Below are 23,044 nucleotides of genomic sequence, written 5' to 3'. Positions count from 1 at the left end.
TCAAACAATATATTATGATTGTTTTTAGAAAATAAAAACTTTAGTTACTGCTATAATATAAAACAAAAACGGGTGGTCACTTGTAACCACCCGTTTTTTAATGATGACAGCCGGAACATCCTCCACAATGGCTATCATCTATTCCACATCCGCAATCACAGCCCTTAGTTTTTCTAACATGTCTTACTGCAAAGTATATTACCACTAAGAGCAAAATCAGGATTAAAGCTGTTTGTATATTCATTTTCTTCTCCTATTCCGTAACGGATCTTTGAACAGTTGTGTGGATATCCTTATATCTATTAGGTCTAAATATAAAGTATAAGTATATACACAGTATTACTACTGCTACACCTGTCCAAATATTAAAGCTTTGTCCAAGTACTAGTACTCTTCCAAATTGATATATCATAAGAGCAACTGTATATGAAAACACTATTTGGTAACCTATGGCGAAAGCAGTCCACCTCTTGTCATTCATTTCTTCTCTTATAGCTCCCATTGCTGCAAAGCAAGGTACTGTAAGTTGATTGAAGAACATAAAACTGACAGCTGAAACTGTTGAGAAGTTAGATGCTATAAACTGTGAAAGACTTGGGTCTCCAGCTTCTGCATCTGCTATCCCCATTACTACCCCATAAGTTCCCACCACTACTTCCTTGGCAATAAGTCCAAGTATGGTGGCAATAGTTGCTATCCAGTCTCCAAAACCAAGAGGAGCAAATATCCACTGCAATTTTTTCCCTACAAAGGCAAGAAGTGAATCCGTTACATTTTCATCAAAGTCCATAAAGTGACCGTCTACAGAAATGTGTTGCAATACCCAAATCGCCACTGTACATAGGAGGATTATAGTTCCCGCCTTTACAATAAAAGACTTACATCTATTCCACGTGGCCTTAAAGACACTTCTCATATTAGGCAAGTGATATTCGGGAAGTTCCATTACAAAAGGTGCGGGATCCCCATGAAATCTCTTGGTCTTTTTAAGCATAATTCCCGTTATAGCAACAGCTGCAATTCCTCCGAAGTACCAAATCGGCGCATACCACCAAGCTCCTCCAAGGAAAGCTGCAAATAAGGCAATTATATCGGTTTTAGCGCCACAGGGCATAAAGGAGGCTACGACTATTGTCATACGTCTGTCGTTGTCATTTTCTATAGTTCTAGTTCCTACAATTCCGGGTACGGAACATCCTGTTCCAACCAATATCGGAATAAAACTCTTTCCGCTAAGACCGAACCTTCTGAATAATTTATCCAATATAAAAGCTATCCTTGACATATAACCTACATCTTCCAATATTGCTATAAAGAAAAACAACACTGCTATGATAGGTAAAAATCCAAGTACAGCTCCAACTCCTCCTATAACTCCGTCGCCAATTAAAGAAACCATCCAATCGGCAACTCCCAGGCCCTCAAGAAAGCCCATAAAATTTCCCGCTACTATTTCGCCAAAGAAAACATCATTTACCCAATCAGTAACAGGTCCGCCTACAATGGTCATGGAAATATAATATATCGCCGCCATTATCACTACAAATATTGGCAGAGACAAAAATCTATTTGTTAAGATTTTATCCGCCTTATCGGAAGACGTTAAACCCTCTCTTCCTTTTTTAACCGTCTTACTTACAATGTCAGTTACAAAATTATATCTTTCGTCAGTAATAATTCCCTCACCGTCATCGTCAAATTCTTCTTCTGCTCTTTCAATAATTGCACTTACTTTATTTTCAAGATCTTCACTTAAATTCGCATCTTCCATAATCTTAGAATCACTTTCAAAAAGTTTAATAGCAACCCATCTCTTAGGAATATCTTCATCTAAAGTAAGTAAATCTTCAATTTCCGAAATATATTTTTCCACCTCAGGTGAAAAGGCCTTAATTTCAATAATTTTCTTTTTAGAATTTGCCTCTTCAACTGCAACGTCTATTAATTTATCCAGATTTTCATTTCTAATTGCCGAAATTTCAACAACCCTGCAATTTAAAAGTTCCTCTATTTTCTTTGAGTCAATAGAGTCTTTGTTCTTTCTCACAACGTCCATCATATTAAAAGCAAGGACTAACGGAATTCCTATTTCCGAAAGTTGTGTCGCCAAGTACAGGTTTCTTTCAATATTTGTGGCATCTACAACGTCAATAATTACATCAGGACGTTCTTTTAATAAGTAATCACGAGAAACCACTTCCTCCAAAGTGTAAGGAGAAAGAGAATAAGTTCCCGGTAAGTCTGTAATTTTTATATCTCTATTTTTGCTGTATTCCCCCGTCTTTTTTTCAACTGTTACTCCGGGCCAATTTCCTACATATTGATAAGAACCAGTTAAGGCGTTAAACAAAGTAGTCTTTCCACTGTTGGGATTTCCGGCTAAAGCTATCGTAATACCCAATTTTTTAATCCTCCCTAACTATTTCTTCCACTTCAATTAACTCAGCATCATCTCTTCTAATGCTAAGTTCATAATTTCTCACATTTATTTGAACAGGATCACCAAGGGGAGCCACTTTTCTTATGTAAATTTCAACGCCCTTGGTTATTCCCATATCCATAATTCTTCTTTTTAAAGGGCCTTTCCCGCCTATTTTTAAAACTTTATAATATTTTCCAACTTCAACATCGCGTAAAACCATCTAAACCTCCCAGGTTATTTCACTACTATTGCTTTTGCTATATCATTTCCAATAGCTACTCTTGAGTCTTTAACCTTTACTATTAAATTTCCGTTGCATTCATTAACAACTGAAACCTTTGCGCCTTCTACAAAACCAAGATTTGTTAAGTGTCTATCGCAATTATCCATTTTACATTTTTTTTCTCTAATTTTTACAATTTGAAATTCTCTATCCTTTGGTACCATTAAAAGATTAAGCATTTCCTTCACTCCATTCAAAGTATATTTATTTTAAAGCTTTGTTACAAAGTTTTATTATCAATACCAACTGCAAATGATAATTGTTATTGATTTCTATATTCATTATAATACACTTTCTTCAATTTGGGAATGGTTATTTAGAAAAAATAAGTAAATAATTATTTTTACAATTTTTTTGAAATTTTTAATGTATTTTCTTAGTATTTTAAGAATATTTCTTTAAAATTTAATGTGATTTTTAAGTTTTAATGATTATTTATAATTGGTGATTTATAATTTTAAAGATTTTAAAAATTTAACATTTCTATGTGAATGGCTTTTATTTTTTAATGATTATTAATAATATTTCTACTGTAATTTATTATGAATTTTATATTAAAATTTTCAATTTTAAATTTTTAATCTGGTATTAAATGTCTTTTATATTTTTTTCTTCGGTTTTCTATCTATTGATGATTTTAAAGATATGTTAGATATATTTTATCTTGAGGGAGGCGAAGGGAATTGCGATTTTCCCTCATGCCCTCCCTCACACTCCCTCCCATTACACCCTTAAACGCTTGGGCTGTTTTATTTGCAATGTATTTTTAAAATTTAATATTTCTATGTGAATGGCTTTTATTTTTTAATGATTATTAATAATATTTTCACTGTAATTTATTATGAATTTTATTTTATATTAAAATTTTCAATTTTAGATTTTTAATCTACTAATTGAAATGTCTTTTATATTTTTTTCTTCGGTTTTCTATCTATTGATGCTTTTAAAGATATGTTAGGTATATTTTATCTTGAGGGAGGCGAAGGGAATTGCGATTTTCCCTCATGCCCTACCTCACACTCCCTCCCATTACACCCTTAAACGCTTGGGCCGTTTTATTTGCAATGTATTTTTAAAATTTAATATTTCTATGTGAATGACTTTTATTTTTAATGATTATTAATAATATTCCACTGTAATTTATATTGAATATGTTTTAGAATTGGTAGTTTTATTTAAAATGTTTTGTCCAAAATATATGACAATAAAAAAAGAGAAAGCTTTAAAACTTTCTCTACATATGTAGCCATGAACCCACCTTCGAAATGAAATTCCATACGGTACCCAAGTAGTTAACTCAGACCAGGCACCCCTGCGGCACACGTAAAATCTCGCTTAGTGCTGCTTCCGTCAGGACCTGACACGGTTCACGAGCATACGTTGCGCAGGACCCAATCCTCAACGCCACACACTTGGGGCAGGCTACACAATTTCAGCCCTTAGGTGGGAATTCAACCCTGCTGTAGCGAATTGCAGGTTACAAGGCATCGCTAATTCCCCGTCTATCATGGCAATGGCGGAGAGAGGGGGATTCGAACCCCCGAAACAGTTTCCCGTTTACGCGCTTTCCAGGCGGGCTCCTTCAACCTCTCGGACATCTCTCCACGTAATAATAAATTTTAACTTACTTGAACCACTTTGTCAATATTCTTATTATCTACCCTAGTACCCTAGCAGGTTTACCTTTTTAAAATTCTATAGTAAAATTTATAACAGGAGTGAAGCTAATGAAAACCAAAGATATTATTTTAAAAAAACTTGAAGAAAACAGAGATAAATATATTTCCGGTGAAGAGCTGGCAAATGAACTTTCCCTTTCCAGAACTGCCATTTGGAAAGGTGTCAATTCGCTAAAAGAAGAGGGATATATTATAAAAAGTTCCACTAATAAGGGCTATAAACTTGATGAAAAAAACGACAAGATTTCAACTTTCGGAATAGTTCACAATTTAACTACTAATCTAAAGGATATTGACATACTCTACTACGATTCTATTGACTCCACTAACACTGAAGCCAAAAGACTTCTATATACTGAGGACCTTAAAAATTTCACAGTCCTAGTTGCCGATGAGCAGACTGAAGGAAGAGGCAGAAGGGGTAAAAACTTTTCATCACCAAAGGGTACGGGAATTTATATGTCCTTCGTCCTATTTCCTGACAGTGATTTTAATCTAAGTTCCTTTGATCTTGTAACTATTAGAGCAGCGGTGGCAGTTGTAAATGCAATAAAAAATAAAACCAATCAAAATCCAGAAATAAAATGGGTTAATGATATTTTTTTAAAGGGAAAGAAAATTTGCGGTATACTATCTGAAGCCGATTCCGACTTTGAATCAAGACAGATAAAATCCATTATTGTAGGTATAGGTATTAATTTCACAACGGACATTTCCTCTTTAGATGAGAATGTTAGACTGGTGGCAGGATCTTTAAACGAAAAAAATTTACTTAGAAATGAATTAATTGCAGAGATAATAGTTCAATTTCACAAGGCCTTTTATAAAATGGAGGAAGCTGAAATTTTAAAAATATATAAGGATCATTCTTTTCTTCTGGGGAAAATCGTAACCTTTGAAAGAAATTCAAAAAATTATGAAGCCCTAGCTATTGATATCAACGATTCAGGGAATTTAATAGTTAAAATGGAAGATGGAGAAATAGTAACCCTATCCAGCGGAGAAGTTTCTGTAAAGGCAAAATAATTTGAAATTTAATTCTATTGATGTTAAAATTAAGTTTCTCTAAATCCACCTATGTGGTACTTGTTCGAGAACTCCAAGTATAAAAAACTAAACTATACTTTGCTGTTCTCCTTACTTTAAGGAGGAAATTTTAAAAATGAAAATAAATACAAAAAAACTTACTTTTATTTCTTTTTGTGTTGCAATAAATATTGTGGGAAGTTTAATTGCTTTTTCTCTTAAACTTCCTATTTATCTTGACAGTATTGGAACTGTATTCATAAGTTTATTATATGGCCCCTATGCCGGAGCTTTAACCGGAGCTTTAAGTTCCGCTTTAAGCGGTATGATTTTTGACATCTACTCTTTCTACTTTATACCAGTTCAAATTCTTTTGGGAATCCTTATGGGACATTCCAGAAGCATTTTGCAAAAACCCTTAAGAGCTAAAATAATTAAAGTCTTTATTATTTCAATACCCATTTCTCTTATTGGAGCTGTTTTAGTTGCAAGTGTATTTAACGGTGTTACAAGTTCAGGTTCCGCATATATTGTACAGCTTTTAAGAGCTATGGGAATCCACTTAGTACCTGCAGTTTTTATAACGCAGTTCGCAACGGATTTTTTAGATAAATTATTTGCAACTTTTTTAGCAGATAAAATATTAAACTCTAAATCCTTTCACTACATTGGTTTTTAAAACAAAAAAGAACGCTTACTAAGCGTTCTTTTTATGTATAGCTGGGAAGAAAAAAGATGATTGAAGAATTTTCACTAATGTGAAATATCTACAAGAGATATATTACCATGTTTTAAATTATTTTGCAACGTTTTTCCGCTATTTATTTATCTGACTAAATTGCTAATATTTTTAAAATTTATATGGATTTTACTCAGCAATGTGGTATATATAAGTTGAGGTGAAGACATGCTTAAAGAAATAATAAAAAACAGAAGAACAATTAGAAAATATGAAGATAAGCCGGTGGAAAAAGAAATTTTAGAAGAATTACTACAATTTGCCTTAATGGGACCTTCCTATGGAAATGCAAGACCTGTGCAATTTTTAGTAGTTGAAGATAAAGAAAAATTAAAAAAACTATCTGAGATTGAAACTTTCAGCACCAGGTTTTTAGCAGATGTCCCTCAAGTTATTTTAGTTATGGCCGATACTGATATATCTAAAAAAACTTGGGTTGAAGAATGTTCCATAGTGGCAAGTTACTTACAACTTCTTGCTCAGGAAGAAGGTCTTAGCACTGGATGGGTAAACTTAAAAGAGGGTGAAACCAATCAAGGCGTTGAGATTCAAAGTTACTTAAGGGAACTTTTTGACATCCCTAAAAACTTCAATACACTATGTGTAATGCCAATAGGATATGGTAATGAGAGAGTTAGAAAAAGACAGGAGTTTGACGTATCATCTAAAGTTCATTATGAAAAATTTTAAGATCAGATTATTCTGATCTTTTTATTTATAGCAAAATAGCTATATGGTAATATAGTAATATATAAGAATACTAAGGAAAGGAGTAATTATTTGAAAACCAAATTATTTAATAAGAACAGTTTTTTAATTCCCCTTGCGGCAGGACTGATTATTAACTTTATTATTTTCTATGTGGTACTGCCGCCAATAAATATTTTTTCTTTCGATTTCTATGCCTATCTTTCTATTTTTACAGTCATTTTTTATCTTTTGTTTTCTATTTTTAACAAGGATAAATTTATTAAGGTAACTAAGCTGCTAATTAAGTTTTTAGTTTCCGTTTGGGCTATTTTCTTTATTATGCAGATAATCTCCAGTATTCCTTTTCACGCTAAAAAATATGCAGCCTTAATTGAAAGGGAGGACGGTATTTTCAGCGAAGACGTTGAGCAGGTGGACTTTAATAAATTACCTGTTGTAGACAGATCTACAGCGCTTAAATTGGGCTCCCGAAAGATGGGAGAAATGGGCGACTTGGTCTCCCAGTATGACATTGATTCAACTTACAGTCAAATAACTGTAGATGGGAAACCCGAAAGAGTTACTCCCCTAGTTTATTCCGACATTATAAAATGGTTTAAAAACAGCAGAAACGGAATACCCTACTATATCTCAGTAGATATGGCAAGCCAAGAAGTGGACTTGGTTAAATTGGAAAAACCCATTAAATATTCCTTTACCGATAAATTTTCCAGAGACATTAAAAGACATATTAGATTTAAACATCCAACTGCAATAATAGATGAAATCAACTTTGAAGTTGACGACGAAGGTCATCCTTACTGGGTTGCTTCAACTTTAAAACCCACAATCGGACTTATAGGAGGTATGGATGTAAATGCTCTTATAGTAGTTGATGCAGTAAGCGGTGAAGTTAAAAAGTACGATGCCGATAATGTACCTGAATGGATTGACAGAGTTTATTCAGCTAATTTAGTTATTCAACAGTTAAATTGGAACGGCAGACTTAAAAACGGATTTATAAACCAGTACTTTGGCCAAAGAGGGGTAACTAAGCCCACTGACGGATACAATTACCTCTCCATTGGAAATGACATCTACCTTTATACAGGTATTACCTCCGTACTGGCGGATAACTCCAATATAGGCTTCGTCCTTATTAATATGAGAACTAAGGAGACTAAATTTTATCCCGTTTCCTCAGCTGATGAGTATTCCGTAATGGAATCGGCGCAGGGAGCCGTACAAGAGAAAGGATACAAGGCCACTTTCCCGATTTTAATTAACCTTTACAACAGACCTACCTACTTTATGTCTCTAAAGGACAATGCTGATTTAACTAAGATGTTTGCCTTTGTAGATGCTCAAAACTATCAAAATGTAGCGACGGGAAGTACTATTAAACAAGCTCTTTCAAATTACGATTCCTTCGGTTTAACTATAGATGGAGAAATAGACGAAAGCACATTAGAGGAAATGACTGTAACAGTAAGTGAAATTTATCCTGTTACTATTGACGGCAATACCCATTACTTTATTAAGGGAGTTGGAACGGACTTAGTCTTTATTGCTCCAATTCAAACAAGTAATAAGCTGCCTTTTATAAAAGCAGGTGATCTTCTAGAAGTAAGCGGCGAAAATATGGGAACACAATTTAATATTAAAACAATAGACTAAGGTACTTTAAGTGCCTTTTTCTATTGTATATTCCACATCTGCAATATCCAAATAAGATTAACGAATTTTTATTAATTTCTTAAAACTTTTTTAGAAGATAAGAAAGATTTCGTTAATATTTCTCCTGTATTATCTATATAAGAGAATAAGGAGGATAACAGTGAATATTTTAATTTTAACAGCAAGATTTGGAATGGGCCATATTTCCGTAGCCAATACCATTGAAAGAGAACTTAAAACTTTGGACTCGGAAATAAAAATAAGTACAGTGGATTTAATTGAATATGTTTATAGTGAAAGAGCAAAAATAATTTATAACGGATTTTCTCTACTGGTAAAGAATCATCCGGAAATTTATAATTTACTCTATAAATTTTCAGAAAAAATTGAAATGGATATAAAGCTGCCGGGAAGCAGTATTAATAAAAAATTAAATAAGCTAATTGAAGATTATAGCCCCGATATAATTATTTCAACTATTCCAATTTGTGCAAGGACTATTTCCGCTTTTAAACGCTCTACTAATTTAAATTCCCTCTTGGTTACTTCTATTACCGATATCAGTACTCATATTGAATGGATTGCTCCGGGTACGGACTACTATTTAGTTCCTTCAAAAGAAATTAAAAACCACTTAATAAAATACGGAGTGAAAGCTTCCAGGGTATTTACAACGGGAGTACCCGTAAGTAAAAATTTCAATATAAAAAAGGAAGGCTCTGCAAAAACTAAAAATATTTTAATTATGGGCGGAGGTCTTGGACTACTTCCGAAACTTGAAAACTTAATGGATAGACTTGTAAAAGAACCTAACATTTGCGTAACTATTATAAGCGGAAAAAATAAAAACAGCTATGATAGACTCTTAAAGAAGTATCCTCAAAGTGAAATAATAGGTTTTACAAAAGAAGTCCACAAATATATGGAAAAAGCCGATATTATTCTTACAAAACCCGGAGGCGTAACTTTATTTGAAGCTATTTACAGTGAAACTCCAATGTTTATTATAAAACCCTACTTGGCTCAGGAAAAAGCAAATGGAAAATTTATTGAAGAGTATATGTTGGGAAAGGTAGTATGGGAAAATTCAGAAGATATTCCAAATCAACTAATGGATTTTATAAAAGCTGAAGAAGTTCTTAACTTTATAAGAGAAAATATGAGGCAGCTTAAAACAGAATTTCCCAATGTGAATTTGAAAAATACATTGAAAACCATAGTTGAAAAAGCAAAGAGAAAAAATTTATATAATATTAATCTTGCCGATGTTATATAATAAAAATGATATTATTCTAAAAATAATGAGTTGGTATTATGAAAAACTATGGTAAAAATAAAAATTTCATATTTAATATATTAATATTAATCTTTTTGTCCGCTGTGGTCTTCTCCATAATATTTAAAAATGAAAATAAAAGAGCTCTAATGCTTTTACTCTTTTCAGCTAAGAAAATTTATATATTTTTCGGAGTCCTATGTGCTTTAATCTTTATAGTGGGCGATGCAATAAATACCAAAAGACTTCTCTATATGTTCAACTATAAATTTACCTTTTTAAGGACTTTAAAATATGCCTTTGTAGGGTTTTTCTTCAGTGGAATTACGCCGTCGGCAACAGGCGGTCAACCTATGCAAATATATGAAATGAAAAAAGACGGAGTGGAAATATCCCGCTCAACGTTGGCTCTCTTTGTAAGTATGCTTTCAAATCAATTGACCTCATTTTTTCTGGGTGTCCTTTGTCTAACGTGGTACTTAAGTCAAAATTTATATGTGAGCAAGGGTATTTTATCTCTGGTAATTGTCGGACTTATTATTAACATATGTGTAATAGCCTTTATACTGCTTTGTATCTTTAACCCCAAAATCTCTCTATCCTTTGCAAAATTTCTAGGCTTTATAATAAATAAATTGCCCTTTTTACAGGAGGGAAGAAAACAAACCTTAAAATTGTCGCTGCAAATTCAAATTGAAGAATATAATATATTTTCCAAGTACATTGTAAAGAATAAATTAACTCTTTTTAAAACCTTTCTAACTACCTGTATTCAAATGGTTAGTATGTTTGGAGTTTCCTACTTGGTCTACCTGTCCCTAGGACAAGACAAGTATTCAGTTATGGATATAATTTCAATGCAGTGTCTTATATATATTGCCTCATCCTATATGCCCCTACCTGGTTCGGTGGGAGTTAATGAAACGGGATTTCTTCTTCTCTTTGCGGATATTTATCCTAAAAATTTAATTAACGGAGCTTTACTGCTGACGAGAGGAATTAACTTTTATCTGTTGCTTATAATTAGCTTTTTGGCACTTATTCTATATAAACTTTTTTCAGCCGGAAAATCTCCCATTAATATTTCAAAAACATAAAAACAGACCTCTAAGCACTGAAGCGACCTAGAGGTCTGTTTTATTTTATATTTTATCTTGTTTTTTTATTTGCTCTCTCCACAGTTACTTTAGAGCCCTTAATATGTTTATGGTTTAACTTTGAAACCACCTTATCTGCAGATTTTTCACTAATGTCCACAAAGGTAAACTTATCATAGACATCTATATTTCCCACTTCTTTCGCAGAAATACCCGCATCATTACATAAAGCTGATAGAATGTGTTTCGCAGATACGCCCTTTTTCTTTCCCACATTTAAAAATATTCTAGTGGAATTTTTCACAGTTCTATTCTGCTTTCTGTCGCCTCTTTGGTCTCCGTCCCTCTTATCTCTTCTGGTCTTCCTACCGCCCGGCGCTTTCTTACTATTATCTACTGCATCTATCTCCTCATGTCCGTCCAGTCTATTGTCCTTCATATACAACTTTAAAATTGCAGCTGCAATATGAGTTGCAGAATATTCTTCGCTTTCTAAAAGACTTACCGTTTCAATTTGCTTTTCAAGATTTTCATTTTCCAAAACATTTCTAATTTTTTCAACGGTTTTTGAAAACTGTTTGGTTTCAATGTCCTTTAATGTAGGTAAACTTCTTCTTTCAATTACAGTCTTCGTATATTTTTCAATATCCCTTAGAATATTAAAATCTCTGCCTGTAATAAAACTTATTGCCGTTCCCTCTCTTCCGGCTCTGGCAGTCCTTCCTATTCTATGAACGTAGTATTCATTATCCTGAGGCATATCATAGTTTACCACCAAGTCCACATCATCTACGTCAATGCCTCTTGCCGCAACATCTGTTGCCACTAAAATATCAATGGTGCCTTTTCTGAACTTATTCATTACCACATCTCTTTGAGCCTGCTTTAAGTCACCGTGAAGTCCGTCGGCAAAATAACCTCTGCCCTGCAATTCTCCCGTTAACTCATCTACTTTTTTCTTAGTATTACAAAATACCACTGTCAATTTTGGATTGTAAATATCTAAAACTCTGGAAAGTACTTCTGTCTTTATACTTCCTCTTAATTCATAGTAAAACTGGGTAACCTTTGGTACTGTAAGTTCCTTTTTCACCACTTTTATAACTTGGGGATTCTTTTGATATTTTTTAGCAAAATTCATTATTTCCCTATCCATAGTTGCGGAGAAAAATAAAGATTGTCTTTCATCGGAGGTATTGCCTATTATTAATTCAATATCCTCCCTAAAGCCCATATCAAACATTTCATCCGCTTCATCTAGGACAAACATCTTTATATTGTCTATTTTTAAAGTTCTTCTTCTAATATGATCTATTACCCTTCCAGGTGTTCCTATAACAATTTGTACGCCCTTTTTTAAAGCACGCAGTTGTCTGTCAATTGACTGTCCTCCATATATGGGCAGTACTCTTAAATTTTCCTTGTACTTAGCCAATTTTGCTATTTCCTCTGAAACTTGGATACATAGTTCCCTTGTTGGACAAAGTACTATTGATTGCACTTCATTTAAACTGGAATCCACTCTTTCAATTATGGGTATTCCAAAGGCAGCCGTCTTTCCCGTTCCCGTTTGTGCCTGTCCTATTACATCTTCTCCATTCATTAAATGGGGTATTGCCTGCGCTTGAATTGCAGATAATTTTTCAAAGCCCATATCTGAAATGGCATTTAATACTTCCTGTGAGAGATTTAACTCTTCAAATTTTTGTTCTTCCACTAATTAATTTTACCTCTTTCTCATACTCTTAATTTTATATATTCACTTAAAAGAAAAAGCAAAACTCTATAAAACATAGAATTTTGCATCTTAGTTTACTATTTCAACCTAATTCTATTAATCCCGATTGCGTATTTATAATACCACAAATTCGTATAATTGTCATTTTAATATTTACGCTTTCCAAATTTTTAAATTAACTATAATTTAGTTTTCAAAATTTAATTAAAGTTTTGGTTTTTGAAATTTCTTAAAATTAATTCCAAAGGTCAATTATGTTATAATTAAGATAAGAAAATATGTGGAAAGGATATTGAAATGAAGAGTAGAATTCTTAAAATTGAAGGCGTTAGAAACGTCAGAGACCTTGGAGGAATTGAAAATCGAGACGGGAAAATTTTAAAGCGCGGTTTTTATTTTAGAACGGGTTCTCTCTACAACATTACTGATAAAGGCCAAAAAACTCTTGTAACTTTAGGTATTGACACTGTAATAGATTTACGCTCAAGAGTTGAAGTGGATAAAAAACCTGATAAGGTAACAGTTAAAAACCACTATTGGATGCCAATGTTAGATGCCTTTCAAGCTGAAATGCTAAAAGGAACCCCTCCTAAGACGGCCTTAAATGAAATGTATATGTCCCTTATAAGAGGGCAGGAGGCTGAGTTTAGAAACATTTTTAAATTAATTGCAGACCATTCCAACGGAAAGGGGATATTATACCACTGTACTGCGGGAAAGGACAGAACGGGTATACTTTCCATGCTCCTACTATCCGCTGCAAATGTCAGCTACGATAAAATTATTGAAGATTATTCAATGACATACCCCTCTAAGGAAGTTTTGGAAAAATATCCTGAGCATCTTAGATTTTTATTCTATGCCCCTCCTGAGGCAATGGACTATACTCTTAAGTGGATAGATGTAAATTATGGAGGTCCCTTAGGTTATTTAAATAAGATAGGCGTTGTTGAAAAAGAATTGGATATAATTAGAAATTCCTTTGGAGTTCTTTAATAATTTTATATTATCTTAGGACTCCTACCTGTAATTACCACTCTTTAGATTATAAATTAAACTTTACATTAGTTTACAGAAAGTTTACTCCCATTTACTTTACTTTACTATTCTAACTTCTTATAATTTAGATGTAACGTTTTCTAAAGAGTTGATAGAATAACAACCTCTATTTATTATTTGTTAGCCGTCAACTCTTCCTCATTTTAACATCCCTTATTTTCTACATAAACTAACATAGAAAAATAAAGCCTTTTAGGGCTTTATTTTTTACATTATACTTTATAAATTTACATTGAAATAGCTTTTTAAATTTTATCCCATTATTAATAAGACTTTCCAATCTAAAAATCTCTACAAATTAAAAACGGATTCTATTAAGTATATAAAATATGTCAATTTTATTTAGTAAATTTTTTATATTACAGCAATTATAATTATTTTAATTGATTTTTAATCCTGAATTTTTGAGAATAAAAAAGACACAGCCCGACTGTGTCTTAAACTTTATTTATTCTTCTGCAGTATTTTCACTTTCAGCATTACCAGTTTCAGCAGTTTCATTTTCAGTTGGAAGAGTGTTATTTACCGGTGCACCTTCTCCGGTTGCCTCTTCAGTTGGAGCAGGTTCCGGTGCTACTAGATATTCTTCTGAAACTACTATGCTAGCCGGTTTCATATACCTTTTCACGTCTGCTGCTTTTTCCACATCATTAATGTAGGTTCCAAATTTTTCCTGAGTAACTATTTGTAAAATTTGATTTTTAACATTGTCAAAAGAGTTGTCCTTTTTACTGTCAAGTCTAATAATGTGGTATCCGTATTCAGTTTGTACCGGATCGGAAACTTCTCCTTCTTTCATAACTTTAATTGCATTTTCAAATTCCGCAACCATTGTTCCGCTGGTAAACTCTCCCAGATCTCCTCCAGATTCCACACTACCCGGATCTATTGAGTTCTCCTTTGCCAGTTCTGCAAAGTCAGCGCCCTTATCAATTTCTTTTTTCAGCTTTATAGCTTCCTTTTCATCTTCAACTAAGATATGAGCAGCCTTTGCCACAAAGAAATCAGATTTATGCTCATCATAGTATTTTTGAGCATCTTCATCAGTTGCCTCAACTTCTTCAGCTATTTGAGCAGCATACTTATCCATTAATATATAGTTTTCTATATTAGATCTATAAAACTCAGGTGTAATCTTTAATTCATCAAGAGCTGCAAGATATTCCTCTTCGTTTTCATACTGCTCAATAATTGAGTTTAATCTTTCATCTACTTCCTCATTGGTAACTTTTATTCCCTTACTCTCTGCATCCTGTCTTAGGATTTCCATTTGAATCAAATCCTCTAGAGCAGTTTCTCTTAAAGATTCATCTATACTTTTAGAAGGATCGTCAAAGGAAGACTTCTCTAATATCTCCTCACTACCACCATAAAGTACCATTTGATTTCTCTGTGATACATAATTCATTATAAATTTTTCCTCCGGAATGTCCACTCCGTTTACAGATGCAATCATTCCCTCCGGTCCCTTATTACAAGCAGTGGTAAACAGCAAAATTCCCAGGGAGAAAAATGCCACTAGCTTTTTATTAAAACTTTTCAAAATATCATCCTTTCTGTATTTTTTTAATCAACTTATATTATTATACACTAATATCATTTTTTTAATATGAATTTTTTGTGTGATTTTATAATATTGACAGCTTTCTTTAAGTCCTCAATGGGATATTTTAATTTTGAAAGAGTAAATCCATGTTCCTCTCCCAATTCAAAAGTTATACTTTTAAAAGCATCTTGAAGCTCATTTATAATATTTAAATTTAAATTTTCATTCATTTTTATTTCATAGCTGTCATGCTTTTGAATTATAGAAGTAATTCCCACAGACTTGGCATTATGTCTTAAAAGAGATACATCCATTAAGTTGGAAACCTCTTCAGGTATGTCTGAAAATCTATCTATTAATTCATCTACTAAATCTGAATAGTCATCTTCACTTTCAATCGTTGCTATCTTCTTATATATTTCAAGCCTTTGAGCTTCATCAAATATATATACGCCCGGTATATAGGAGTCTAACTTTATATCCACTACAGTATCGTTCTCTTCCAAGACTTCCTCTCCCTTTAATTTGGATACGGCATCTTTTAAAAACTTAATGTAGAGGTCATAGCCTATGGAGTCAATGTGTCCGTGTTGCCTTGAACCCAAAATACTTCCCGAGCCCCTGATTTCCAAATCTCTTAGTGCTATTTTATAACCTGAGCCGAATTCCGTAAATTCCTTAATGGATTTAAGTCTCTTCTGAGCAACCTCCGAAAGCGATATGTCTCTTTCATAGGTAAAGTAAGCGTAGGCAATCCTATTTGATCGCCCTATCCTTCCCCTTAGCTGGTAAAGTTGGGACAGTCCCAGTCGGTTTGCATCAGCTACAATCATAGTATTTGCATTTTGAACGTCCATTCCCGTTTCTATAATTGTAGTACATAGTAGCACATTAAATTCATTATTTATAAAAGATATCATAGTATCTTCAAGTTCTCTTTCACTCATTTGACCATGAGCTACTTTAAAAGTTGCTTCAGGCACCAACTCTCTTAATTCAATTAATTTTTGATCTATACTTTGAACTTTATTATAGACAAAGTATATTTGACCTCCCCGCTCTATTTCTTTTAAAATAGCCTCTCTTACCATTAAGTCATTATATTCCAACACATAGGTTTGAACGGGAAATCTCTCTTCAGGCGGTTCTTCTATAACGGACATATCTCTTATTCCAATCATGGACATTTGAAGCGTTCTCGGTATTGGCGTTGCAGTCAGCGTTAAAGTATCTATATTTTCCTTTAACATCTTTAACTTCTCCTTATGTCTAACTCCAAATCTTTGCTCCTCATCTATAATAAGCAAGCCTAAATCTTTAAATACCACATCTTTGGAAAGCAACCTATGGGTACCTATGACTATATCTACAAAGCCCTTTCTAATATCCTCAATGTCCCTTTTCTGCTCAGATTTCGTCCTAAACCTGCTTAAAATTGCAATTTTAATGGGAAAGTCCTTAAACCTTTCAACTAAAGTGTTGTAATGCTGTTGAGCTAAAATCGTAGTGGGAACTAAAAAAGCCACCTGCTTTCCATCAATAACCGCTTTAAAGGCAGCCCTAATAGCCACTTCAGTCTTTCCGTAACCCACATCGGCACAAAGCAACCTGTCCATAGGTCTTTCAAGCTCCATATCCTTTTTTATCTCTTCTGATGAACGCAACTGTCCCTCAGTTTCCTCATATTGAAAGGCATCTTCAAACTCCCTTTGCCACTCAGTATCTTCACTAAAGGCAAATCCCTTTATTTCCTGTCTTTTAGCATAGAGTTTTATTAAATCCTCTGCCATGTCCTCCACATTTTTTCTGGCTTTGGCTTTGGTCTTTTTCCACTCAATGCTGTTTAGCTTATTAACTCTTGGTACTTTACCCTCGGAACTTACATATTTATAGATTAAATCCAAACTTTCCATGGGTAAAAAGAGCTTATCTTCTCCCTTGTACTCTATTACAACGTAGTCCTTTGTAATACCTTGGACTTCCAACCTCTTAGTACCTATGTACTTTCCTATTCCATGACTTTCATGGACTACATAATCTCCAAGGTTAAGGTCTTCAAAATTTAAAACTTTGGACTTTTTAGAAGTTTTTTTCTTTTCGCTTTTACTGCCGTAGATTTCAGATTGATTTATTACAGCAAGCTTTAAATCCACAATTTCAAAACCTTCGTTTAATGTACCTTCTGTAACTACTACTTCAGAGCTTTTTATTTCACTGTCCCTATCTTTTTCATATCTCACAGGAACTTTTAAATCAACCAGCGTTTGAAATAATCTCCTTGTCTTGTCTTCCTTACCGCCAAGTATTACAACTTTATAACCTCTATAGATATAATTCTTTAAGTCCTCTACAAAGAGTTTCATCTTCCCCCTATAGTTGGTCATAGACTTCATATTTATATTGACTATGCTTCTTGGATCTATACCCTTAGTTGCAACAGTAAGACTGTTTAAAGTAATTAGAGAAGATTCTTTAACTCTTTTAAAAGTACTTTCAAAGTCAAATTGAATGTTTTCATGGCTATTTAATGCTTCTCCAAAGGACAACATCTCACTTAAGTTATCCTTTTCTTCTAACTCCAAGGTTTTAACTCTGTCTATACTCCTATTCGGATCTTCCATTATAAGTAATGGGTCCTCTCCAAAGTAGTCCAGAATTGAATGGAAATTTTTACTATCTGAAAAGGGAAGCACTAAGTCCGTATTAGGTATATTCATATCCTCTTTTAAAATATCCACATATTTTAAAAACTTATCTTCCAGTCTTTCTTTTGCACTGCCTTTTAAATTTGAACTTTTTAATGCCCCTTCTAAGCTTAAAGTCATTTCTTCTCTTTGCTGTGAAGTGAAAATCAAATCACTTACCGGTGCTATCTCAATTTTAGAAAGATTTTCCACAGACCTTTGGCTGCTTATTTCAAAAGATCTGATTGAATCAACTTCCACATCAAAAAGTTCTATTCTATAGGGACTTTCAGGAGTATATATATCTATTATGGAGCCCCTTATGGCAAACTGTCCTACTCCCTCTACTTGAGGATACCTTTCATATCCCATTCCCACAAGCTTATTCTCCAGCTCCTTTAAATCCAATTCCTCAGATTGACTTATGCTTAAAATATATTTGGCAAATTGATCTTTAAGTGTAACTTTGTCTCTTAAGGCTTCAAGAGTTGTTACCACCACATCACTTCTCCCTTGAAGTACATCTACAAGGGTTTTAATTCTCTTTCTCATTGTATCAAAGCTTTTAAAATCTCTATCATATAGAAATACTTCTCTTTTAGGATATAGAGAAACTCCTTCTTTCCCTAAATTTTTCATATCTTCATAGATTTTAGCAGCCTTTAAACCGTCGGGAGCTATAATTAAAAGAGGTTTCTTCATATCGTAATTTAAACAATGACAAAAATGTCCGGTTCCACTGGCCGTAGTACCAAAAATGGAAATAGGATAGTTTTTCTCATCTATATTATTTAAAACTTCTTTGTAACTTTTTAAATTATGCATTACATCTATCAAAAAATCCATTTTTACCTCTCTAATTTTAAAATCGGGAACTCAGTTTAACTGAATCTCCCGATTTAAGTTACTTTGAAACTCTTTTATTGTACTTATTCATTGCAGAATCTATGCCATTTTCTATAATTTCAATTACGCCATCTACTGCAATTTTTACGGTATCTTCAATTTCAGCACTTTCGGACTTGGTAAAACCACCCAATATGAAATTTGCCAGGTCCTCATTGTCCCTTTTTTTTCCAACACCTATTTTAACTCTTGGAAAATCATCTCTTTGAAGTTGGTAAATAATTGATTTTAAACCGTTATGTGTTCCGGCCGATCCCTTTTGTTTTATCTTAACTGTGGCAAATTCAATATCTATATCATCTACTATTACGATTAAATTAGAAGGTTCCACTTTATAAAAATTACAGATTTCCCTAATAGATTCGCCACTTTTATTCATATAGGTTTGAGGTTTTATTAAATAAACTTTCTCACCAGCTATTTTCCCCTCACCTACAAGTCCCTTAAATTTTATTTTTGTAACATTTACATTAAGTCTCTTTGCAAGTTCATCAATGGCTGCAAAACCCACGTTATGTCTAGTTCCTTCATATTTGGAACCGGGATTTCCAAGTCCAGCTATAATATACAATCTATCACCTTTTATCAAACATTTCACTTACGGAAGTATTTGCATTAATTCTCTTTATTGCATTTGCAAATAGAGGAGCCACACTTACAACTTCAATTTTACTTCCAATAAGTTTCTTTTCAGTATCTATAGTATCTGTAATAATAAATTTCTCCATTACACTTTTTTCTATTCTATCTATTGCAGGACCTGAAAGTACTCCATGTGTTGCACATCCATATACTTCCTCCGCTCCGTGGTCAACTAAAGCCTTAGCCGCCTGGCAGATAGTTCCCGCCGTATCTACTATATCATCTATTAAAATACAGTTCTTACCTTCAATATCTCCAATAATATTCATTACTTCAGATACGTTGGCTTTAGGTCTTCTCTTTTCAATAATTGCAATTGGCAAATTTAATTCATTGGCAAAATTTCTAGTTCTGGTAACTCCTCCCAAATCTGGAGAAACTACTACAAAATCTCTTTTTTTACCTTCTTTAGGATTATTTACAATTTCTTTAAAATATTTTGCCAAGTAAGGTACTGCTGTTAAGTGATCTACAGGAATATTAAAATAGCCTTGAATTTGACCAGCATGCAGGTCCATAGTAAGTACTCTGTCCGCTCCGGCAACTGTTAATAAATCTGCCACTAATTTTGCAGTAATAGGTTCTCTAGCTCTTGTTTTTCTATCTTGTCTTGCATAGCCATAGTAAGGAATTACCGCATTAATTCTTCCTGCAGAAGCTCTTTTTAAAGCATCCAGTAAAATTAAACACTCCATTAAATTGTTGTTTACAGGACTTGATGTAGATTGAATTAAAAATACATCCTTTCCCCTTACAGTTTCGCCTATGTCTATAGATATTTCACCGTCGGAAAAAGTCTTTACTTCGCAATCCACTTTTTCAATACCAAGATTTTTACAAATATTATCCACCAATGTAGTATTTGAATTTCCTGTAATAATTAAAATATCGCCAACACACATATTCATAATTTTCCCCCCAAATTATTTTAGACCTTTTTTTTCTACCCAACCATCTACATTTCTCTGCTTAGCTCTTTCCACTGATAACTGTCCTTCAAGTACATCTTTAGTTATAGTGGAGCCTGCAGCAATATAACCGTATTCTTCAACTTTTACCGGTGCAACTAAATTTGCATTTGAACCTAAGAAGGCATTATCTCCCACTTCAGTCCTATGTTTGCCCTTGCCGTCATAATTTACAAATATAACGCCGCAGCCTACATTTACATTTTCTCCCACATCAGCATCGCCTATATAGGCCAAATGTCCCGCCTTGGAACCGTTGCCGAAATTTGAGTTCTTCACTTCTACAAAGTTTCCGATTTTAACATTGTCACCTACATTAGCCTTAGGCCTTAAATGAGCATAAGGACCAATTTTCGTACTGTCTCCCACAGTGGAATCTTCTATTAAAGCATTGTCAATAGTAGTATTATCTCCTATTTTGGAATTTACTATTCGTGTAGTTCCATAGATAGTACAGTTCTCTCCGATTTCCGTACTTCCCTGTAGTATTGCACCCGGATATATAACAGTATCCCTTCCTATTTTTACGGAACTTTCTATTATTACGCTTTTAGGATCAATAAGAGTAACTCCCTCAAGCATGTAATATCTATTAACTCTATCTCTCATAATCTCAGTACATTTTGAAAGATGGTCCCTTGAATTTACACCCAATATTTCGCTGTTGTTTCTCAATCTATATCCGCCTACGCGCTTTCCCTCTTCAAAGAGTGTTTTTATTAAATCTGTAAGGTACAACTCTCCTTGAGCATTGTCAGTATTTAAAGATTTTAAAGTTCTCCTTAAATCCTCTCCCTTAAAAGCAAATATTCCTGAGTTAATTTCTCTAATTAACTTTTCCTTTTCATTGGCATCTTTTTGCTCAACTATTTTATAAATTTTAGCATCTTCATCTCTAACTATACGTCCATATCCATAGGGATTTTCCATTTCAGCCGTTAAAATTGTACATGAAAAATTACCTTGTTCGTGATATTTTATAAACTCGTCCAAGGTTTTAGATTCTATTAAGGGAGTATCTCCGTTTAATATTATTACCGTATCTTCATCATTGTAGTCGCCATCGGCCTGCATTACTGCAAATCCTGTACCATAGGGGATACCCTCGCCCATGGGCTGTTCTCTAAATACAACATCCTTAGTTTGAAAATACTCATTTATCTTTTCTTTACCATGCCCAATAATTACGCTTACTTTTTCTATATTTGATTCTCTTGCACTGTCAATTACGTACTCCAACATTGGCTTGCCCAAAATCTCATGAAGCACTTTAGGGGTTTTGGACTTCATTCTCGTACCTTCGCCAGCTGCAAGGACAATAGAAATTTTCATTAAAAAAACACACCTCTTTACTTTTTTACTAATTCTATTATAACCATCACCTAAACTTAACTCAACAATTAAAATGGACCTGAAAAAACTTTCAAGTCCATTTTTAATTGTTATTCTCTATTGCTTAATATTTCTATTGCTTTCTGCAACTGTAGGTCCACCTCTGAGTATTCAATACCTATACCTTCAATGTCATCAGGAAGTTCAACTTCCACATCAGGTTTAATACCTATGTTGTGAATATTTTCTCCCTTAGGCAAAAAGTATTCAAAGGTGGTAAGTCTTATTCCGTCGCCATTTGCAAATTGTTTCTGACTTTGACCTATTCCCTTTCCAAAGGAGTTCATACCCACTATAGTACCCCTTCCATGGTCCTGAATTGCACCTGCAAGTATTTCCGAAGCTGAAGCGCTATACTCATTTATTAAAACCACTATTGGAAGTTCCGTTTGATTAGAATCGGAATTGTAATCAAAAACTATGTCACCGTCCTTGTTTTTGGCATAGACTATAACTCCCTCAGGAAGTAACGCATCGGCAACTTCAACGGCAGTTTCCACATTTCCGCCCCCATTTCCTCTAAGGTCCACTATTAGCCCCTTTACATTTTGAGCTTCCAATTCACCAAGTGCATTTTTAAAATCCGCACCCGTTTCATTTTTAAATTGAGTTATTCCTATATAGCCCAAATCTCCAATTTTGTCGGAAATAATAGTGGGATCTTTTATCTCTTCTCTTTTAATAGTGACGTCAAAGACTTTATTGTTGGAAGGTCTTAACAGTTTTATATCTACTTCCGTTCCTTCCTCGCCTTTCATGGAGTTAACTGCATCGTTTATCTTGTCTGCAGTGTAATCTTTTCCATCTATGCTTATTATTTTATCTCCGGCTTCAATTCCAGCCTTATCTGCAGGAGAACCCTTTACCGGTGAAATTACTGTTATAAGTCCATCTTCACCTGCACTTATATAAACTCCTATGCCGTGAAATCTTCCCGTAATATCCTCAGTGGCCTCTTGAAATTCATCTTTAGTCATATACATGGAATAAGGATCGTCCAGCCCTGCAATTACTCCTTTTAGTTCACCTGCTTCAAGGTCTTCATCTGTTACTGGGTATAGGTAATTTTCTTTTACAAATTCCTCTAAAAATCTAAGCTTTACATACTTGTTTTCACTTACTGCGGAATGTCCAATTATTGCCACATTGAAAGTAACTATATTGGTAATTACTATTAATGCTACAGCCAGTATTAAACTGATTTTCTTTCTATCTTTCAT

18 protein-coding genes, 1 tRNA gene and 1 other RNA gene are annotated in these 23,044 nt (G+C 33.6%); 7 read left to right on the top strand and 13 right to left on the bottom strand.

Annotated features, from left to right (window positions below; genetic code table 11):
* Positions 1-97: 97 nt before the first annotated feature.
* From EF514_RS10775 to EF514_RS04390, 6 genes are all read right to left on the bottom strand, one after another.
* A complete protein-coding gene (locus EF514_RS10775) occupies positions 98-244 on the bottom strand; it encodes a hypothetical protein (protein WP_164845541.1) in 147 nt (48 codons plus the stop codon).
* Positions 245-253: 9 nt separating this feature from the next.
* Entirely contained in the window at positions 254-2,401 is a 2,148-nt protein-coding gene (gene feoB / locus EF514_RS04410; protein ID WP_127724218.1) for a ferrous iron transport protein B, read from the bottom strand.
* Between the two features lie 4 nt (positions 2,402-2,405).
* Positions 2,406-2,642: a FeoA family protein gene (locus EF514_RS04405; protein ID WP_127724217.1), complete on the bottom strand. Its 237-nt coding sequence runs from the start codon at positions 2,640-2,642 to the stop codon at positions 2,406-2,408.
* A 14-nt stretch (positions 2,643-2,656) separates the two neighbouring features.
* Positions 2,657-2,884 carry a FeoA family protein gene (locus tag EF514_RS04400; protein ID WP_127724216.1) on the bottom strand — a complete coding sequence of 76 codons (228 nt, stop codon included), beginning with the start codon at positions 2,882-2,884 and terminating at the stop codon, positions 2,657-2,659.
* 1,067 nt (positions 2,885-3,951) lie between these two features.
* An RNA gene (ffs, locus tag EF514_RS04395) (signal recognition particle sRNA large type) lies at positions 3,952-4,216 on the bottom strand.
* Positions 4,217-4,219: 3 nt separating this feature from the next.
* Positions 4,220-4,309 (bottom strand) — tRNA-Ser (locus tag EF514_RS04390).
* Between the two features lie 123 nt (positions 4,310-4,432).
* On the opposite strand from EF514_RS04390, the gene EF514_RS04385 reads away from it, so the two are divergent.
* From EF514_RS04385 to EF514_RS04360, 6 genes are all read left to right on the top strand, one after another.
* On the top strand, positions 4,433-5,410 hold the full coding sequence (locus tag EF514_RS04385; RefSeq protein ID WP_127724215.1) for a biotin--[acetyl-CoA-carboxylase] ligase: 978 nt from the start codon (positions 4,433-4,435) through the stop codon (positions 5,408-5,410).
* A 136-nt stretch (positions 5,411-5,546) separates the two neighbouring features.
* Positions 5,547-6,089 (top strand): ECF transporter S component, encoded by a 543-nt coding sequence (locus EF514_RS04380; RefSeq protein ID WP_127724214.1) that lies wholly within the window; start codon positions 5,547-5,549, stop codon positions 6,087-6,089.
* Between the two features lie 228 nt (positions 6,090-6,317).
* Positions 6,318-6,839: a nitroreductase family protein gene (locus EF514_RS04375; protein ID WP_127724213.1), complete on the top strand. Its 522-nt coding sequence runs from the start codon at positions 6,318-6,320 to the stop codon at positions 6,837-6,839.
* Positions 6,840-6,929: 90 nt separating this feature from the next.
* Complete coding sequence (locus tag EF514_RS04370) at positions 6,930-8,516, top strand: hypothetical protein (protein ID WP_127724212.1); 1,587 nt, start codon at positions 6,930-6,932, stop codon at positions 8,514-8,516.
* Positions 8,517-8,676: 160 nt separating this feature from the next.
* Complete coding sequence (locus EF514_RS04365) at positions 8,677-9,792, top strand: MGDG synthase family glycosyltransferase (protein ID WP_127724211.1); 1,116 nt, start codon at positions 8,677-8,679, stop codon at positions 9,790-9,792.
* A 38-nt stretch (positions 9,793-9,830) separates the two neighbouring features.
* Entirely contained in the window at positions 9,831-10,889 is a 1,059-nt protein-coding gene (locus EF514_RS04360) for a lysylphosphatidylglycerol synthase transmembrane domain-containing protein (RefSeq protein WP_127724210.1), read from the top strand.
* A 52-nt stretch (positions 10,890-10,941) separates the two neighbouring features.
* Here EF514_RS04360 and EF514_RS04355 read toward each other — a convergent pair whose 3' ends face one another.
* Positions 10,942-12,606, bottom strand: coding sequence for a DEAD/DEAH box helicase (locus EF514_RS04355; protein WP_127724209.1), 1,665 nt, complete (start codon positions 12,604-12,606; stop codon positions 10,942-10,944).
* Positions 12,607-12,924: 318 nt separating this feature from the next.
* Between EF514_RS04355 and EF514_RS04350 the strand changes: the two genes are divergently transcribed.
* Positions 12,925-13,623 carry a tyrosine-protein phosphatase gene (locus EF514_RS04350; protein WP_127724208.1) on the top strand — a complete coding sequence of 233 codons (699 nt, stop codon included), beginning with the start codon at positions 12,925-12,927 and terminating at the stop codon, positions 13,621-13,623.
* 511 nt (positions 13,624-14,134) lie between these two features.
* Here the strand turns inward: EF514_RS04350 and EF514_RS04345 are convergent.
* The 6 genes from EF514_RS04345 to EF514_RS04320 all read right to left on the bottom strand — a co-directional run bounded on the left by EF514_RS04345 (position 14,135) and on the right by EF514_RS04320 (position 23,044).
* On the bottom strand, positions 14,135-15,229 hold the full coding sequence (locus EF514_RS04345; RefSeq protein ID WP_127724207.1) for a peptidylprolyl isomerase: 1,095 nt from the start codon (positions 15,227-15,229) through the stop codon (positions 14,135-14,137).
* Between the two features lie 53 nt (positions 15,230-15,282).
* Complete coding sequence (gene mfd / locus EF514_RS04340; protein WP_127724206.1) at positions 15,283-18,762, bottom strand: transcription-repair coupling factor; 3,480 nt, start codon at positions 18,760-18,762, stop codon at positions 15,283-15,285.
* A gap of 58 nt (positions 18,763-18,820) precedes the next feature.
* Positions 18,821-19,393: an aminoacyl-tRNA hydrolase gene (gene pth, locus EF514_RS04335; RefSeq protein WP_127724205.1), complete on the bottom strand. Its 573-nt coding sequence runs from the start codon at positions 19,391-19,393 to the stop codon at positions 18,821-18,823.
* 4 nt (positions 19,394-19,397) lie between these two features.
* The gene (locus EF514_RS04330) at positions 19,398-20,372 is read right to left on the bottom strand and encodes a ribose-phosphate diphosphokinase (RefSeq protein ID WP_127724204.1); all 975 of its coding nucleotides are present in this window, start codon (positions 20,370-20,372) and stop codon (positions 19,398-19,400) included.
* 15 nt (positions 20,373-20,387) lie between these two features.
* Complete coding sequence (gene glmU, locus EF514_RS04325; RefSeq protein ID WP_127724203.1) at positions 20,388-21,764, bottom strand: bifunctional UDP-N-acetylglucosamine diphosphorylase/glucosamine-1-phosphate N-acetyltransferase GlmU; 1,377 nt, start codon at positions 21,762-21,764, stop codon at positions 20,388-20,390.
* 110 nt (positions 21,765-21,874) lie between these two features.
* Complete coding sequence (locus EF514_RS04320) at positions 21,875-23,044, bottom strand: S41 family peptidase (protein WP_127724202.1); 1,170 nt, start codon at positions 23,042-23,044, stop codon at positions 21,875-21,877.

This window comes from Anaerosphaera multitolerans (assembly GCF_004006535.1).
In the GTDB taxonomy this organism is placed as follows: domain Bacteria; phylum Bacillota; class Clostridia; order Tissierellales; family Peptoniphilaceae; genus Anaerosphaera; species Anaerosphaera multitolerans.
The sequence above is the reverse complement of the archived record's forward strand: the minus strand, read 5'-3'. Positions and strand labels throughout refer to the sequence as shown.

Excerpts from the sequence above, each read along its gene's own strand:
- EF514_RS10775 (WP_164845541.1), bottom strand. The coding sequence starts at position 244 with ATGAATATACAAACAGCTTTAATCCTGATTTTGCTCTTAGTGGTAATA.
- EF514_RS04405 (WP_127724217.1), bottom strand. The coding sequence starts at position 2,642 with ATGGTTTTACGCGATGTTGAAGTTGGAAAATATTATAAAGTTTTAAAA.
- EF514_RS04400 (WP_127724216.1), bottom strand. The coding sequence starts at position 2,884 with ATGCTTAATCTTTTAATGGTACCAAAGGATAGAGAATTTCAAATTGTA.
- EF514_RS04385 (WP_127724215.1), top strand. The coding sequence starts at position 4,433 with ATGAAAACCAAAGATATTATTTTAAAAAAACTTGAAGAAAACAGAGAT.
- EF514_RS04380 (WP_127724214.1), top strand. The coding sequence starts at position 5,547 with ATGAAAATAAATACAAAAAAACTTACTTTTATTTCTTTTTGTGTTGCA.
- EF514_RS04375 (WP_127724213.1), top strand. The coding sequence starts at position 6,318 with ATGCTTAAAGAAATAATAAAAAACAGAAGAACAATTAGAAAATATGAA.
- EF514_RS04360 (WP_127724210.1), top strand. The coding sequence starts at position 9,831 with ATGAAAAACTATGGTAAAAATAAAAATTTCATATTTAATATATTAATA.
- EF514_RS04350 (WP_127724208.1), top strand. The coding sequence starts at position 12,925 with ATGAAGAGTAGAATTCTTAAAATTGAAGGCGTTAGAAACGTCAGAGAC.
- mfd (WP_127724206.1), bottom strand. The coding sequence starts at position 18,762 with ATGGATTTTTTGATAGATGTAATGCATAATTTAAAAAGTTACAAAGAA.
- EF514_RS04330 (WP_127724204.1), bottom strand. The coding sequence starts at position 20,372 with ATGAATATGTGTGTTGGCGATATTTTAATTATTACAGGAAATTCAAAT.
- glmU (WP_127724203.1), bottom strand. The coding sequence starts at position 21,764 with ATGAAAATTTCTATTGTCCTTGCAGCTGGCGAAGGTACGAGAATGAAG.
- EF514_RS04320 (WP_127724202.1), bottom strand. The coding sequence starts at position 23,044 with ATGAAAGATAGAAAGAAAATCAGTTTAATACTGGCTGTAGCATTAATA.